This is a genomic window from Pseudomonas sp. URMO17WK12:I6, assembly GCF_003253625.1.
Taxonomy (GTDB): Bacteria; Pseudomonadota; Gammaproteobacteria; order Pseudomonadales; family Pseudomonadaceae; genus Aquipseudomonas.
Map to the genome: position 1 here is coordinate 37,834 of NZ_QKYZ01000013.1, position 14,993 is coordinate 52,826.

10 protein-coding genes are annotated in these 14,993 nt (G+C 59.9%); 7 read left to right on the forward strand and 3 right to left on the reverse strand.

The window, feature by feature from the left end; translation table 11 throughout:
• The first annotated feature begins 75 nt into the window (after positions 1-75).
• The 5 genes from F475_RS21845 to F475_RS21865 all read left to right on the forward strand — a co-directional run bounded on the left by F475_RS21845 (position 76) and on the right by F475_RS21865 (position 12,124).
• Entirely contained in the window at positions 76-4,611 is a 4,536-nt protein-coding gene (locus F475_RS21845) for a SpvB/TcaC N-terminal domain-containing protein (protein ID WP_111454706.1), read from the forward strand.
• Complete coding sequence (locus tag F475_RS21850) at positions 4,611-7,409, forward strand: RHS repeat domain-containing protein (protein WP_111454707.1); 2,799 nt, start codon at positions 4,611-4,613, stop codon at positions 7,407-7,409. Before F475_RS21845 ends, F475_RS21850 begins: the two co-directional genes overlap by 1 nt.
• 94 nt (positions 7,410-7,503) lie before the next feature.
• The gene (locus F475_RS21855) at positions 7,504-9,264 is read left to right on the forward strand and encodes an ATP-binding protein (RefSeq protein ID WP_111454708.1); all 1,761 of its coding nucleotides are present in this window, start codon (positions 7,504-7,506) and stop codon (positions 9,262-9,264) included.
• Positions 9,264-10,598 carry a sigma-54 dependent transcriptional regulator gene (locus F475_RS21860; protein WP_111454709.1) on the forward strand — a complete coding sequence of 445 codons (1,335 nt, stop codon included), beginning with the start codon at positions 9,264-9,266 and terminating at the stop codon, positions 10,596-10,598. The genes F475_RS21855 and F475_RS21860 overlap by 1 nt, the downstream gene beginning before the upstream one ends.
• A gap of 206 nt (positions 10,599-10,804) precedes the next feature.
• Positions 10,805-12,124, forward strand: coding sequence for an MFS transporter (locus F475_RS21865; protein WP_018926549.1), 1,320 nt, complete (start codon positions 10,805-10,807; stop codon positions 12,122-12,124).
• A gap of 112 nt (positions 12,125-12,236) precedes the next feature.
• On the opposite strand, the gene F475_RS21870 is transcribed toward F475_RS21865, so the two are convergent.
• Positions 12,237-12,992 (reverse strand): membrane protein, encoded by a 756-nt coding sequence (locus F475_RS21870; RefSeq protein WP_018926550.1) that lies wholly within the window; start codon positions 12,990-12,992, stop codon positions 12,237-12,239.
• Between the two features lie 206 nt (positions 12,993-13,198).
• Here F475_RS21870 and F475_RS21875 point away from each other — a divergent pair, with 206 nt between their 5' ends.
• Both F475_RS21875 and F475_RS21880 read left to right on the forward strand, forming a co-directional pair.
• Positions 13,199-13,390, forward strand: a complete 192-nt coding sequence (locus F475_RS21875; protein ID WP_018926551.1) for a hypothetical protein — start codon at positions 13,199-13,201, stop codon at positions 13,388-13,390.
• Positions 13,391-13,550: 160 nt separating this feature from the next.
• Complete coding sequence (locus tag F475_RS21880; RefSeq protein ID WP_018926552.1) at positions 13,551-14,180, forward strand: flavin reductase family protein; 630 nt, start codon at positions 13,551-13,553, stop codon at positions 14,178-14,180.
• Here the strand turns inward: F475_RS21880 and F475_RS21885 are convergent, their stop codons facing one another.
• Together F475_RS21885 and F475_RS21890 are read right to left on the reverse strand one after the other, a co-directional pair.
• On the reverse strand, positions 14,181-14,411 hold the full coding sequence (locus F475_RS21885) for a hypothetical protein (RefSeq protein ID WP_019581518.1): 231 nt from the start codon (positions 14,409-14,411) through the stop codon (positions 14,181-14,183).
• Between the two features lie 41 nt (positions 14,412-14,452).
• The gene (locus F475_RS21890) at positions 14,453-14,806 is read right to left on the reverse strand and encodes a putative quinol monooxygenase (RefSeq protein ID WP_111454710.1); all 354 of its coding nucleotides are present in this window, start codon (positions 14,804-14,806) and stop codon (positions 14,453-14,455) included.
• Between the last annotated feature and the right edge of the window lie 187 nt (positions 14,807-14,993).

The window sequence follows — 14,993 nt, forward strand, 5'->3', positions numbered from 1 at the left end:
TGACAGGTTACGTCCCGCCTCAGTCTTGATAGCGTTAATCCACCCACGCCCACCGCGTGCGCACCGGATGAAACCATGGCCGATCAAGACCTCAGCATCACCACGCCTTCCATCGCCAAGAGCTCGTCGATCGCGATGATCGGCAAGGGGTGGAGCGCCATAGGCCCTACCGGCGAAGCGTCATTCACGTTGCCACTGCCCATCTCCAGCGGCCGAGGCGCTGAGCCGCAGTTGTCACTGACTTACAGCAGTCAGTCGGGCAACAGTCCGTTCGGCATCGGCTGGAATCTGAACAACGGTCAAATCCGGCGCCGGACCAACAAGGGTGTGCCGCGTTATGGCGATGATGACGAAATCATCGGGCACGATGGCCAGATATGCATGCCCGAACGCAATGCGGACGGCACGATCAAATCCCGGGACGTACGCCAGTTCAACGGCAAAGACATCGGTCTTCACACGGTGGTCCGTTATTCGCCAGAGGTCGAAAGCGTTTTTACCATCAGGGAACGCTGGGAGCCGGTAAACCCGGCGCAGGACAAACAGAAACCCATGTTCTGGCTGGTGTACGACCCCGATGGTTCATTGCATATGTACGGCAAAACAGCGGATTCGCGCATAGCGGATCCAGATGATCCACACGATCCGCTACGCGTGGGTGTGTGGCTGCTATGCGAGAGCATGACCGCCCACGGCGAGCATATTTGTTTCGATTACAAGGCCGACGATCAAGACCCCGACCCCGTCCATGACTACCGCGCCCAGCGTTACCTGCACCGGGCGTTATATGGCAACTTCACCGCCAGCCAGGATCTGTACACCTGGACGCTCGAAACCCCGGCCGATCTGGATTGGCATTTTCATTTGCTGTTCGACTATGGTGAACGCCCCCTTTCGCTGACTGAAAAACCCGCCTATGACGGCGACACTCTGCAACCCTGGCTGAATCGCCCGGATGCCTTTTCGACCTTTGCGCTTGGTTTTGAAGTGGGCACACGCAGGCTCTGTCAGCAGGTATTGATGTTTCATTATTTTCCTGACGAGTTGGGCGACCAAAAGACGCTGGTTCGGCGGCTGCTGCTCAAGTACAGCGAGAACACACCGCAATGGAGCTACAGCCAGATCACCTCGGCCCACTATCAGGCCTGGGATGCCAGCGGCTTTGTGGAAAACACCCCACCGGTGCAGTTCGAGCATTCACCTTTGAGCATCAACAAAACACCCGTACGGTTGCTCGAACCCGACAACATGCCGGGCATCGAGGATGGCGGGTTTTACCAGTGCGTCGACCTTTACGGCGAAGGCTTGCCGGGTTTTCTCTGTCGCTATGACCAGTGCTGGTACTACCGGGAACCGTTGCGTGCCGCGTCGGGGCCGGATGACATCGGTTACGGTCCTTGGAAAGTGCTGGAAAACATTCCGGTGGCGAACCGTAATAAACCTGTGCTGCAGATACTGACCGACCTGACCGGTGATGGCCGTCTCGACTGGATCACGGCCCAACCGGGCTTGAGTGGTTTCCGGACGTTGAATGCGGATCGCACGTGGGCCGAATTCAAGACCTTTGCCCAGTTCCCGACAGAGTTTTTCAGTGCGTATTCACAACTGGGCGACCTGGCTGGCGAAGGGCTTCTCTCGCTGGCGGTGATCGGGCCGCGCTCCGTGCGCTTTTACCGCAACAATCTTGAGGACGGTTTCCGGCAGGCCGAAGAGGTTCCCCATGAGCCCGGGGATGACCGGCTTCCCCTATTCGGCAATGCCGCCAGCGAACTGGTGCTTCTGGGTAATCTGCTGGGCAGCGATACGACCGAGCTGTGCCGTATACGGCACAACGAAATCAAATGCTGGCCTAATCTGGGACACGGCAAGTTCGGTAAGGGGCGGGTGCTCAGCGGTCCTGAGTTCAAGTACGACGAGTTCGATTCCGCACGGGTGCGGATCGCCGACCTCGACGGATCCGGCGCACCGGCAATGATTTATCTGAAATCCGATGCGTTCGAAATATACCTGAACCGTGGCGGCAAGGGCCTGGAGAAGGACTCGATCAAGGTGCCATGGCCTGAGGGTGTCCGATACGACCGACTGTGCGAGGTCACGTTCGCCGACCTGCAAGGCTTGGGCTGTGCCAGTCTGATCCTGACGGTGCCGCACATGACGCCCCGTCACTGGCGTTACGATTTTGTGTCGGACAAGCCCTACCTGATTACATCCAGCAACAACAATATGGGATGCAGCTCCCGCGTTATCTACCGCAGCTCGGCGCAGGAATGGCTGGATGAAAAGCAGAAATGGCTTTCTGATAAGCCGCTGGAAGTCCCGACGTGCTTTTTGCCGCTCACTGTGCAGGTTGTCAGTCGGCAACTGCAACTGGACGAAATCACCGGCAACTGCCTGAGCCAGGGGTTCAAGTACCGCGAGGGTTATTACGACCCGCTTGCTCGTGAGTACCGGGGCTTTGGCCATCTGGAGCAGACCGACAGCGAAAGCGCCACGGGCGATGATGATATCGGCTTCACGGCGCAAATCCGGACCCGCAGCTGGTTCATTATCGGCCAGTTCATGGACAGGCCACGCGATGGCTACTTCGACAGGGACACTGATGCCTTCGCGCTCGGTGCGACATTACTCAGCGAATATGATGCCCAGGAAGAGTGCGATGTGCCCTTCCCGCCCCCTGACGAAACCATCAAGTACGAAATCGCCCGGGGGATGTCCGGGACGCTCATGCGAGTCGAAACCTACAACGGCGAAGACGACCCGCTCACGGCACAGCCTTATGCGGTCGAAGAACATCGTTATCTGGTGCGTCAGGTGCGGCCTAAAGGTGACCACTACCCCGATGCGATCATCCTGCCTCTGCGGCTAGAGAAAATCAGCTACCAGTACGAACAATTTATCGACGACCCCTTGTGCCAGCATGAAATCAATCTGCGCTGGAGCAAATATGGGCTGCCTACACACTCGGTAGCCATCAACTATGCACGCCGCCGAACCATAGGCGACACCCCGCCCTTTGCCGACCCCGATGAACAGCAGTGGTGGCGCGACGCCCATGACGACGCTCAGCATTCGTATTACCTGAGCGAGACCCTCGCCCGATTCATTGATCTGGATGAAAATCCGCAGCGTCGGCGCCTGGGTTTGCCTTGGCAGCAGCGCGGCAATGCGTTGATCCTGCCCAAGGGACCTCTCCCCGGTGGACTTGACCCGACTCAGGTTTCGTTTGAGCAACTGACCGAGCATCAGGATTCTGCGCAGTGGAATGCCCTGCGGGTGCTGACCCAACAGTCGGTGCAGCGCTACCTCAAGACTGACAATCAGTCGCTGATGCCCGATGGCCAGGCCGAATTCGAGGCCCTGGCCGGCCCTCTGGAGGAGGCACAACTGGACAAGACCGCGCTGGATGCCTACAGCGATCTACCACCGCCCTTCGACATCCGGACCGAGCTGACAAAAATCGGTTACACCCCTATGGCGTTGCTGTTCGAAACACCGTCGCCGGCCAACGACGAAGACAATCTGTGGTCCGTCCGCTCCGGTTTCGCGACGTACGATAAACTCGACGGCTTTTACAAAGTGCTGGAGTACCACGAGACTCCCAGCCACGGTGTGACGAAAGCCGAATACGACCGCTATAGCATGGCGATCAAAAGCGTCGAACTGCCCGATGGCTGTACGACCCGGATCGAATACGACTATCACGCGCAGCAATTCATGCGCATCATCGATGCCAACAAAAACGTTCAGGAGGCCCTTTACGAACCGTCCGGACAGCCCCTGGCGATCAGTTTTTACGGCACCGAAAATGGCATCGCCGCCGGCTTCAAGCCTCTGAGCGAATACGTGCGCCCGGTGGATCATCGTCCGGATCCGGCCATCGAGGACCAGGAGAATGCCATTCAACAAGCCGCCAGTACGTTGCGCAAGGATCTGTTCAGCTGGATGGGGCAGCTGTCGCCGGCCGTCAGCCCCGAACTGCTCGCTGAATGGATCGCCAACGGTGATGTCCTGCCCAGCGGACATGTTTGCGCCAGCGCCCGCCTACGCTTGCAGCGAGGCGTCGCCATGACCGCGTCAGACCAGGCATTGAGCGAACTCATCGCCACGGTTCGCCAAGTGCCGGTGCACAGCGTCGTCCTCAGCGCCGACCGTTATCCCGACGATCCGGTCAGGGCCCAGATCCAGATCGTCAAAACCTGCGTGGACGGCTTCGGCCGGGTGCTGCAAACCCAGCAGTTGGTTGATCCCGGCATGGCGTATGCGGTGGATGCCGACGGCAAGCTGATCATCGAGAACGGCCAGTTTCTTGAGGTATTCGCGAATCCGCGCTGGCGCATCAGCGAACGGGTCGAATACAACAATAAAGGCCTGCCGATCCGGCAGTTCCGGCCGTTTTTCGCCAACACCCATGGCTATGTCGATGACCAGTCGCTGCGCGAACTCGGCTACTTCGATCAGCTGTTCTACAACCCGTTGGGCCAGGTGATCAAGCTGATCAATGCCAAAGGATATATTTCCCGCGAGACCTATCATCCCTGGTATCGCATCAGCGAAGACTTCAACGACACGGCCATGCCGCCACCGACGAAGCCAGCGCAGAGATTGCACTGATGTCCACCGCCATCCATCGAGGCACGCCGTCGCTTCAGGTAAATGACAGCCGCGGTCTTGCGGTTCGCCGGATCGCCTACCTGCGTACCGTGGTCGGTGAAACGCCTGTCGCGCTGGTGACCCGGCAACAATACGATGTTGCCGGGCGATTGGTGACGCAATGGGATCCGCGATTGACGGTCGCGGCTCAGACCGATATGCACAATCTGTCGGGGGAGCCCTTGTTCAGCCATCATGTGGATGGGGGGCGCACCGTTCGTTTGATCGGCCTTGCGCGCGAGACACTCCAAGTGTGGGACGGGCGCGGTACGCGGCTACGTTACGAATACAACTCGCAACAGCGGCTGATCGCCGTGCATGAACGGGCCGCAGGTGAACCCGAACAGACCACCGAACGGATCTTCTTCGGTGGCAGCTCGCCCGAGGCGACCAGCCGTAATGCGTGTGGCCGGGTCATCGAACACCTCGACCCCGCCGGCCAGCTCACCATTAGCGGCTACGATCTCAACGGGCAACCGCTGACCGAAACCCGACGTTTTCTCAACACGTCGAGCACACCGCACTGGACCCCAGACCCAGAGGATAACGAGCCTCAACTCGAACCCGAACGGTTTGCCACGAGCCACACCTACGACGCAATCGGCGCCTCGCTCAGCCGGCTCGACGCACGCAGTCACCTTCAATCCATGACCTACAACGTCGCCGGCCAATTAAGCAACATCGCCCTGCAACCTGCTAGGCAGCCACAGACCGTGGTGTATCACAGCCCGAGTTACAACGCCCACGGCCAACTTGAAAGCCAAACGTACGGCAACGGCACCGTCGATACGGCTACCTATGACCCGGCCGATGGGCGCGTGGTCGAACTCAAAACTCAATCGGCCACTGGCCAAACGCTGCAGCATTCGCGCTACACCTATGATCAGATGGGCAATGTCCTGAAGATCGTCGACCTGACCTTTACCCCCCGGCACTTCGCCAACCGGCGCATCACGAACAGCCAGGACTTTCGCTACGACAGCCTGCGTCGGCTGATCTATGCCAGCGGCTGCGAAGCACAGGTGGACCCTGGCCATCCCGGCCTGCCGGACCTGAGCCCGATAGACGACAGCCTTTTGCGTAACTATTCGCAAAATTTTTCCTACAACGCCAACGGCGGCATGACCCTCCTGAGCCACCACAGTGACCATCCCGGGCAGTCCAAAACCCTGGAAATGGTGATCGACCCCCAGAGCAACCGGGCACTGTCCAAGGACGGGGGCGAACCCGACTTTGCCAACAGCTTCGATCGATGCGGCAACCAGATTTTGTTGCAGCGCGGTGGTCAGCCCCTGCTCTACAACCTGCGCAACCAGCTCCTACGCTGCACGACAGTAGCCCGTGTCCTTCCCGCCGAGAGCGATCATGAACAGTTTGACTATGGGGCCGACGGCAAACGACTGAGAGTTCTGCGAACCACCCTGGCAAAAAATGCCGCGCTGATTGCCCAGATCCGTCATCTGCCGGGACTGGAGCTGCACGATGAAACGGACCAAGCCTTGGAAGTCATTGTTATCGACGCAGCCCCTCGCCCTATCCGCTGCTTGTATTGGGCAAGAGGCAACCCGGGGATAGAGGATTATCAGGTGCGCTATAGCCATGGCGATCATCTGGGCTCATGCAACCTCGAGACGGGTATGAGCGGCCTGTTGATCAGCCGTGAGCGATTCCACGCGTTTGGCACCACCGCCTCGTGGGCGAGCCGTTCGGTCGTGGAAGCCGACTACAAAACCGTGCGGTATAGCGGCAAAAAAATGGATGCCAGCGGTATGTACTGTTACGGGCTGCGCTATTACGCACCGTGGCTGAGGCACTGGATCGGCCCGGATCCATTGGGGAATGTGGACGGGTTGAATCGGTATTTGATGGTGAGGAATAACCCGATGAACTTTGTTGATGAACAGGGGGCCATGATGACGCCTCCTCCTTTATCGCCTGGACAAGTAGCGATTAATGTCCCCTCCACATCGTCGTCACGCAGAAGTTCCATCGAAAGCAGTACAGCGCAAGCCCCTGACACTCCAGCATTGGTGAACAATCCTGGGGAAAATCCTCCCGGCAAATTGCCGCCCAAGCCTGAGCAATCGTGGGGTGAATGGGGCAAGGGAATGGCTTTAGCAGCCGTCAACTCTAGAGTCGGGTTGGCGTTGCTTCCAGTCGGGACGTCATCGCCTGCGAACGCAGCCATCGCTTCAACGGTGCTGACTCTCACCGCGCAAATCACACTAAACGCTGCTTTTTTCAATCCGGGTTGGTCCCCTCCTGGCACTTGGGATCCCGCGGGTGACGGGGCTCTTCCGCCCGCGGATGTCACGCAAGGTATCAACCGTGCCTTCACTCTGGCCAACGCCAGCATAACCGCTGCAGGAACTGTAGCCGGGATGATTTTGGGTCCTGTAGTAGGGGGCTACGTCGATGAACTGAGAGGCACCAAGGCCAAAGCGGAAAAAAAATCCCAGGCAGGCAAGTGGATAGACACAATAGACAGGTTGATTGCGGAGCAGAGCCTTTTGGATGAAGTGACTGTAAAGGCACAGACATCGCTGCGTGAACAGGTGCTGGAAGTCGAAGCGTCGACAGGCATTACCTGGCAAACAATGGGGATGCTCGAGAAAATTACCCGTTTGAGGCCAGAAAACATCAGCGAAAGCAATGCATCGTCGCGTCGAGGATCCATATCCTCTCAAAGCTCCGGCGGCGCTTTTCAGAGAAAAGGGATAAATCGCATTCCGTTGCGCAAGACCAATGGCATTCGCTGACACCTGAGAGACGCCAGAACTTCTGACGCCTTTGTCTCTTCCGACGGGCACCATGCTATGGTGCCCGCCCGACCTACTCTCTGTTTGCGCCAGCATGCTGCCGACCTCCCGTACCCTGCGTCTGTCGTTGTACTCCCTGCTGATCGTCGCCGGTGCCGTCCTCGCCGCCACCCTGGCCATCCGCCACGCCGAACGCCAGGCGCTGGAAGAAGACGCCGCCCGCGCCAACCAGCAACTGGCGCTGTACGCCAATTCCCTGCATACCCTGATCGACCGCTACCGAGCCCTGCCCGCCGTGCTGGCGCTGGACCCGGAGTTGCGCGCCGCGCTCGATGGCCCGGTAACGCCTGAGCAGCAGGACGCACTGAACCGCAAACTGGAAAAAATCAACGGTGCCGCGCAGTCCTCGACCCTGGAACTGCTCGACCGCACCGGCCTGGCCGTGGCCGCCAGCAATTGGCGTTTGCCCAGCAGTTACGTCGGCCACAACTACGGTTTTCGCCCTTACTTCAGCCAGACCCGCACCCAGGGCGCCGGGCGCTTTTATGCGGTAGGCGTCACCAGTGGCATTCCCGGTTACTTTCTCTCCAGCGCGGTGACCCGCGACAGCGGCGAGTTCCTCGGCGCCATGGTGGTGAAACTGGAATTCCCGGAGCTGGAGCGCGAATGGCGTCAGGGCAGCGACACATTGCTGGTCAGCGATGCGCGCGGGATCATCTTCATTGCCAACCAGCCGGGCTGGCGCTATCGCCTGTTGAAACCGTTGAACGACAGCGATCACACCGAGCTCAAGGCCACCCGCCAATACGACAAACAACCGCTGACACCGCTGGATTACCAATCGCTGCAGCGCTTTGACGACAACAGTGATCTGGCGCGCGTCGTCGGACCTGACGGCACGGCAAACTACCTGTGGGAATCGCTGCCGCTGAGCACTGAAGGCTGGACCTTGCACCTGTTGCGCCGCCCGCAAGTCGCCTTCGAAGACATCCGTAACGCCGCGCTCGCCGCTGCCGGGTTGTGGCTGGCGCTGGTGTTTCTGTTGCTGTTCCTTAATCAACGCTGGCGCCTGGCCAAAATGCGCCAACGCAGCCGCGAAGAACTCGAACAACTGGTGGAAGAACGCACCCGTGACCTGCGCACCGCTCAGGACGGACTGGTGCAATCGGCCAAACTCGCGGCGCTGGGGCAGATGTCCGCAGCGCTGGCCCATGAAATCAATCAGCCCCTGACCGCCCAGCGCATGCAGCTTGCTACGCTGAGGTTGCTACTCGATCACGGCCGGGTCGACGACGCCTACAAGGCGCTCAAACCGGTGGACGACATGCTCACGCGCATGGCCGCCCTCACCGGCCACCTGAAAACCTTCGCGCGCAAAAGCCCCAGCGGTTTGCGCGAACGACTGGATCTGGCGGCGGTGGTGGATCAGGCCCTGCAATTGCTCGACGCGCGCCTGCGCGATGAACAGGTCAGCCTGGTGCTGCACCTGACCCGTCCGGCCTGGGTACGTGGCGATGCGATTCGTCTGGAACAGGTGCTGATCAACCTGCTGCGCAACGCCCTGGACGCCATGCAGGGCAAACCCTGCAAGCGTCTGGAAATCCGCCTCGAAGCCGATGAACAGCTATGGCGCCTGAGTGTGATCGACAATGGCGGCGGCATTGCCGAAGAACACTTGAGCCAGGTGTTCGATCCATTCTTTACCACTAAGCCGGTGGGTGATGGCCTGGGTTTGGGGCTGGCCGTGTCCTTTGCCATCGTCCACGAAGCGGGCGGACGCCTGAGCGCCGATAATGGCGAAAAAGGCGCGGTGTTCACCCTGACGTTGCCCATTGATCTGGAGGTAGCTGCCTGATGCTCAATTCGGTGATGGTGGTCGATGACGAAAGCAGCATCCGCAGCGCCGTCGAACAGTGGCTGAGCCTGTCGGGGTTCGAGGTGCAGCTGTTCAGCCGCGCCGATGAGTGCCTGGCGCAACTGCCGAAACACTTCCCCGGGGTGATTCTCAGCGATGTGCGCATGCCCGGCATGACCGGGCTGGAGCTGCTGGCCGAAGTGCAGCGCCGCGACGCCGATTTGCCGGTGATCTTGCTGACCGGTCACGGTGATGTGCCAATGGCCGTCGAAGCGATGCGCGATGGCGCCTACGATTTCCTCGAAAAACCCTTCAGCCCGGAAACCCTGCTGAGCAGCCTGCGTCGGGCGCTGGACAAGCGCCGGCTGGTGCTGGAAAACCGTGCCCTGCACGAACAGGCCGACAATCGCGCCAAACTCGATGCCACCCTGCTGGGAGTGTCCCGTGGTTTGCAGACGCTGCGCCGGCAGGTGCTGGATCTGGCGACGCTGCCGGTCAATGTGCTGATCCGTGGTGAAACCGGCAGCGGCAAGGAACTGGTTGCCCGCTGCCTGCACGACTTCGGCCCCCGCGCCGACAAGCCCTTCGTCGCCTTGAACTGCGCGGCGATTCCCGAGCAGTTGTTCGAGGCCGAACTGTTCGGCCATGAGAGCGGCGCGTTCACCGGCGCCCAAGGCAAGCGCATCGGCAAGCTCGAATACGCTGACGGCGGCACGCTGTTTCTCGATGAAATCGAAAGCATGCCGCTGGCGCAGCAGGTGAAACTGCTGCGGGTGTTGCAGGAGCAGAAGCTTGAGCGATTGGGCTCCAACCAGAGTATCCGCGTGGATTTGCGGATCATCGCCGCGACCAAACCCGACTTGCTGGATGAAGCCCGGGCCGGGCGTTTTCGCGAGGACCTGGCGTATCGCTTGAACGTCGCCGAGCTGCGGCTGCCGCCGTTGCGTGATCGGCGTGAAGACATTCCACTGCTGTTCGAGTTCTTCGCCCAGAGTGCCGCCGAACGCCTTGGCCGTACCTTTCCACCGTTGAGCGGGCCGCAATTGAGCCATCTGCTGAGCCACGACTGGCCGGGCAATGTACGCGAACTGGCGAACGTCGCCGAGCGCCAGGTGCTGGGCCTCGGCGAACCGGAACCGGTGGGGATCGATCCCGGCCAGTCACTGGCGGCGCAGCAGGAAGCCTTCGAAGCGCATTGCTTGCGCGCGGCGCTGACCCGGCATAAGGGCGATGTGAAAGCGGTGCTTGAAGAACTGCAACTGCCGCGCCGTACCTTCAATGAAAAGATGCAGCGCCATGGTTTGAGCCGGGAGATGTTCATATCCGATACATGACCTGTGGTAAGGAGGCTTGCCCCCTCACCACAGGTCATCGGCGGAAATCCGCTCATGCTTGCGCATACCTTGAGCGACTATCCGCTCAACAAAACCTCTCCCCCCCTCTAAACCGGCCCTCCTCCCCTTGGCACAGCTCCTGCTATAGCCCCTGCAGGCTGCGTTTACACGCGCTCCACAAAAACAATTAAACGAAGGATCCTTCAATGGATAACTCCAACGCCCTGCCCCTTGGGTCGGCTGCCGTGCCGGCTAAAGAAAGAAGCACCGCCAGCCGGATCAAATCGATCTTCAGCGGCTCTGTCGGCAACATGGTCGAGTGGTATGACTGGTATGTCTACGCCGCCTTCTCCCTGTACTTCGCCAAAGTCTTCTTCCCCAAAGGCGACACCACCGCCCAACTGCTCAACACCGCCGCAATCTTCGCCGTGGGCTTTTTGATGCGCCCGATCGGCGGTTGGCTGATGGGCCTCTACGCTGACAAGGCCGGCCGTAAAGCCGCGCTCATGGCGTCGGTCTACCTGATGTGCTTCGGCTCGCTGCTGATCGCCCTGAGCCCAGGCTATGAAACCATCGGTATCGGCGCGCCGATCCTGCTGGTGTTCGCCCGCCTGCTGCAAGGTTTGTCGGTGGGGGGTGAGTACGGCACCTCGGCGACGTACCTCAGCGAGATGGCGACCAAGGAACGTCGCGGCTTCTACTCCAGTTTCCAGTACGTGACGCTGATCTCCGGCCAGCTCATAGCCCTGGGTGTGCTGATCGTGCTGCAAAACTTCCTGACCACCGAAGAGCTGTACGCCTGGGGCTGGCGCATTCCGTTCGCCATCGGCGCGTTGTGTGCCGTGGTCGCGCTGTACCTGCGTCGCGGCATGGAAGAAACCGAGTCGTTCACCAAGAAAGAGAAAGCCCGAGAAAGCGCGATGCGCACCTTGCTGCGCCATCCCAAGGAACTGATGACCGTGGTCGGCCTGACCATGGGCGGCACGCTGGCGTTCTACACCTACACCACGTACATGCAGAAATACCTGGTGAACACCGTCGGCATGAGCATCTCCGACTCCACCACGATTTCCGCGGCCACGCTGTTCCTGTTCATGTGCCTGCAACCGATCATCGGCGGGCTGTCGGATAAAGTCGGTCGGCGGCCGATCCTGATTGCCTTCGGTATTCTCGGGACGCTGTTCACCGTACCGATCCTGACCACCCTGCACACCATCCAGAGCTGGTGGGGCGCGTTCTTCCTGATCATGGCGGCGCTGATCATCGTCAGCGGCTACACCTCGATCAACGCGGTGGTCAAAGCCGAACTGTTCCCGACCGAAATCCGCGCCCTGGGCGTCGGCCTGCCGTACGCACTGACCGTGTCGATCTTCGGCGGCACCGCTGAATACATCGCCCTGTGGTTCAAGAGCATCGGCATGGAAACCGGTTACTACTGGTATGTCACGGCGTGCATCGCGGTGTCGTTGCTGGTGTACGTGACCATGAAAGACACCCGCAAGCATTCGCGGATCGAGACCGACTGACAGCAACATTGATGGCGGCTGTACCGGCCTCTTCGCGGGCAAGCCTCGCTCCTACAGGGGTACGCGATCATCTGTAGGAGCGAGGCTTGCCCGCGAACGGGACACCTCGGTATCAGGTCAACTCAGCCGCCGTCTGCTTCGCGTACTTGCCCTGCACGTAAGACGCCCCCGCAATCATCACCACCAGAACCCCCGCCAACACCAGCGACGAACCGATGGTGCCGAAATCCAGGCCACCCTTTGCATGGGGTTTGGTCAGGAAGTCGCCCAAGGTTGCGCCGAATGGCCGCGTCAGCACGAACGCCACCCAGAACAGCAGCACCGACGAAATCTTCGTGAAGTATTTCAACAGCACCACCAGCGCAATGGTCGAACCGATCAACAGTGCGCCGCCGGCAAAACCCAGGCCCGAGTCGTCGGCCAGGTAATCGCCAAGCGCCGTGCCCAGGGTGTTGGAAAACAGAATCGCCATCCAATAGAACATCTCGCCCCGGAAGGTCTGGACCTTGGTGACGTTCAGCGAATCGCCGCTCAAGCGCCAGGCCGCGAAAATCCCCAGCAGAATCGCAATCAGGATCATCGAACCCGTGGCGTAGCCCAATTCAAGGGTGCGGTCCATGAAGTCGGACATGGTGGTGCCGGCGGTGCTGGTCGACAGAATCACGATCCAGTACAGCACCGGCTTGTAGGTTTTGGACATCAACTGCGTGACCAGCGTCAGCACAAAGACGCTGATCAGAATCAGCGAGCTGATGGCGTAACCGACATTAAGGGTCATCGACAACAAATCCCCCGCGGTTTCACCCAGGGTCGTTGCGCAGATTTTCATGACCCAGAACGCCAGGGTGATCTGAGGAAGTTTATTCATTCAAGGCAAGCTCCAGTTCGTGGCGGTCGTTTCTTCGGGTTATTGACCGGTGCGCAGACTGGCGGTGGAGCGGTGAAAAATAGGTAAGTGCAGGATGAAAATTCTGTCACGCAGACAAGAGAGCCCGATTAATCGCTGGTTAATGCCCAGTACGCATCCTGCCCCCCGTCGATCAATTCATTGCAATGTGCAAACTGGAGTTACCCATGAAAACCAAACTGATGCTTGCCCTGACCCTCTCTGTGCTGGCGGCCAATACCTTCGCCGCCGATGGTTACGACCGCACCGGTTCCGCCGTCTTCACTGCGCAAAGCAACACCGCTGACGACAGCCGCACCGACGCGGCCAAAGTCGCTACCGACAGCGTCGATCGCACCGACGCTGCCCGCACCAACTGATCCCTGTACGCACCACACAGCCCGGCTCTGGCCGGGCTTAGTCATTTCTGGGGAAAGCAAAACCCGGTGATCGCCACAGAAGCCCCAATCCCACTGATTGAAATCTGCCGCTGGCCCTTGCACCATGCTCACCTCCCGGACGCCCTCAGGAATTCACTCCATGCCCGACGATATCCATTTCTACGAACCCGCCAACGGCCATGGCCTGCCCCATGACCCGTTCAACGCCATCGTCGGCCCGCGTCCCATTGGCTGGATTTCCTCCCAGGACGCCAACGGTCGCCTGAACCTGGCGCCCTACAGCTTCTTCAACGCCTTCAACTACATCCCGCCGATCATCGGGTTCTCCAGTGTCGGGCGCAAAGACAGCCTGAACAACATCGAGCAGACCGGCGAGTTCGCCTGGAACCTGGCGACGCGTCCGCTGGCCGAGCAGATGAACCAGAGCTGCGCCATGGTCGGGCCGGAAGTCAACGAGTTCGAACTGTCCGGGCTGACCACCGCCGCGTCGAAAATCATTCAGGTGCCACGGGTCGCCGAAAGCCCGGTGTCCTTCGAGTGCAAGGTCACGCAGATCATTCAGTTGCAGCGCGCCAACAAGGAAGTGGTGCCGAGCTGGCTGATTCTCGGCGAAGTGGTCGCCGTGCATATCGCCAAATGGCTGTTGAAGGATGGGGTGTACGACACCGCCGCAGCAGAACCGATTCTGCGCGGCGGCGGGCCAGCGGATTATTTTCAGCTGGGGCCAGAGGCACTGTTCAAGATGTTCCGCCCGGGGGCGGTCAAGTGATTACCAGAGCAGGTCGGCGTCTTGTTTGACGTCTTTGAGGTGGGTCAGCTCTTTGGCCGCGGCCTCGTCGGCTTCATGAGCGGTCTTGAACGTCTGGCCTTCCAGCACTTTGTGAAAAACCGGGGCACCGGAACCACCGAGGGCTTTGACGGCAATCGCGGCGTGGTAACCGCCCTCGCCCGGTACTACTGCTGAAACGGCTTCGAAGTGTTCAAAGGCTTTACGTGCCATGTCGCGGATCCTGGCTAATGGAGAGTTGCGCCATTAAACCCTCAACCGGCCAGTTTGTGTACCGCTGCCTGGGACTGGCCGAGGGCCTGGGTCGCCGAGACATCCTTGAAAGTATGGAAATCCAGGCTGTTGACCACCATTTCCTGCACCAGCTCGGCAAAAATCTGCATCGCCGGGCTGCCGAAGTAAGCGGTCATCGCCTGTTGGCTGGCCCAGAAACCGGACACCAGCCACAGCTCGGGATCACATTGCGAGTGCTGCAGGGCGAAGCTCAGGCAACCCGGCGCGTTGCGCGACGGTCCGATCAGGGCGCTCAGGCGCGCACCGAGTTCTGCCGAACGCCCGGCGCGGGCGCGAACGAAGGCCATATGACTGACGGGGATCTGCGTAGACATGTTCAACCCTCCCAGGGAGTCGAGTGGCAGCCGTGGGACGGGCTGCGACAGGATCCAAGATTAGGCGGCGCATCACAGTCAGCGTTAGTCGATTTCTGCCGGCTTATTGCACAATCCTGCGCAACTGCAAAAAGCCTCTGTAACAGCGCGCAAAGTACTGTCACACCGCTGTCACACCACTTTTAAG

What these genes read in the sequence shown, in the direction of transcription:
- F475_RS21845 (WP_111454706.1), top strand. Translation starts at nt 76, where the DNA reads ATGGCCGATCAAGACCTCAGCATCACCACGCCTTCCATCGCCAAGAGC.
- F475_RS21850 (WP_111454707.1), top strand. Translation starts at nt 4,611, where the DNA reads ATGTCCACCGCCATCCATCGAGGCACGCCGTCGCTTCAGGTAAATGAC.
- F475_RS21855 (WP_111454708.1), top strand. Translation starts at nt 7,504, where the DNA reads ATGCTGCCGACCTCCCGTACCCTGCGTCTGTCGTTGTACTCCCTGCTG.
- F475_RS21860 (WP_111454709.1), top strand. Translation starts at nt 9,264, where the DNA reads ATGCTCAATTCGGTGATGGTGGTCGATGACGAAAGCAGCATCCGCAGC.
- F475_RS21865 (WP_018926549.1), top strand. Translation starts at nt 10,805, where the DNA reads ATGGATAACTCCAACGCCCTGCCCCTTGGGTCGGCTGCCGTGCCGGCT.
- F475_RS21870 (WP_018926550.1), bottom strand. Translation starts at nt 12,992, where the DNA reads ATGAATAAACTTCCTCAGATCACCCTGGCGTTCTGGGTCATGAAAATC.
- F475_RS21875 (WP_018926551.1), top strand. Translation starts at nt 13,199, where the DNA reads ATGAAAACCAAACTGATGCTTGCCCTGACCCTCTCTGTGCTGGCGGCC.
- F475_RS21880 (WP_018926552.1), top strand. Translation starts at nt 13,551, where the DNA reads ATGCCCGACGATATCCATTTCTACGAACCCGCCAACGGCCATGGCCTG.
- F475_RS21885 (WP_019581518.1), bottom strand. Translation starts at nt 14,411, where the DNA reads ATGGCACGTAAAGCCTTTGAACACTTCGAAGCCGTTTCAGCAGTAGTA.
- F475_RS21890 (WP_111454710.1), bottom strand. Translation starts at nt 14,806, where the DNA reads ATGTCTACGCAGATCCCCGTCAGTCATATGGCCTTCGTTCGCGCCCGC.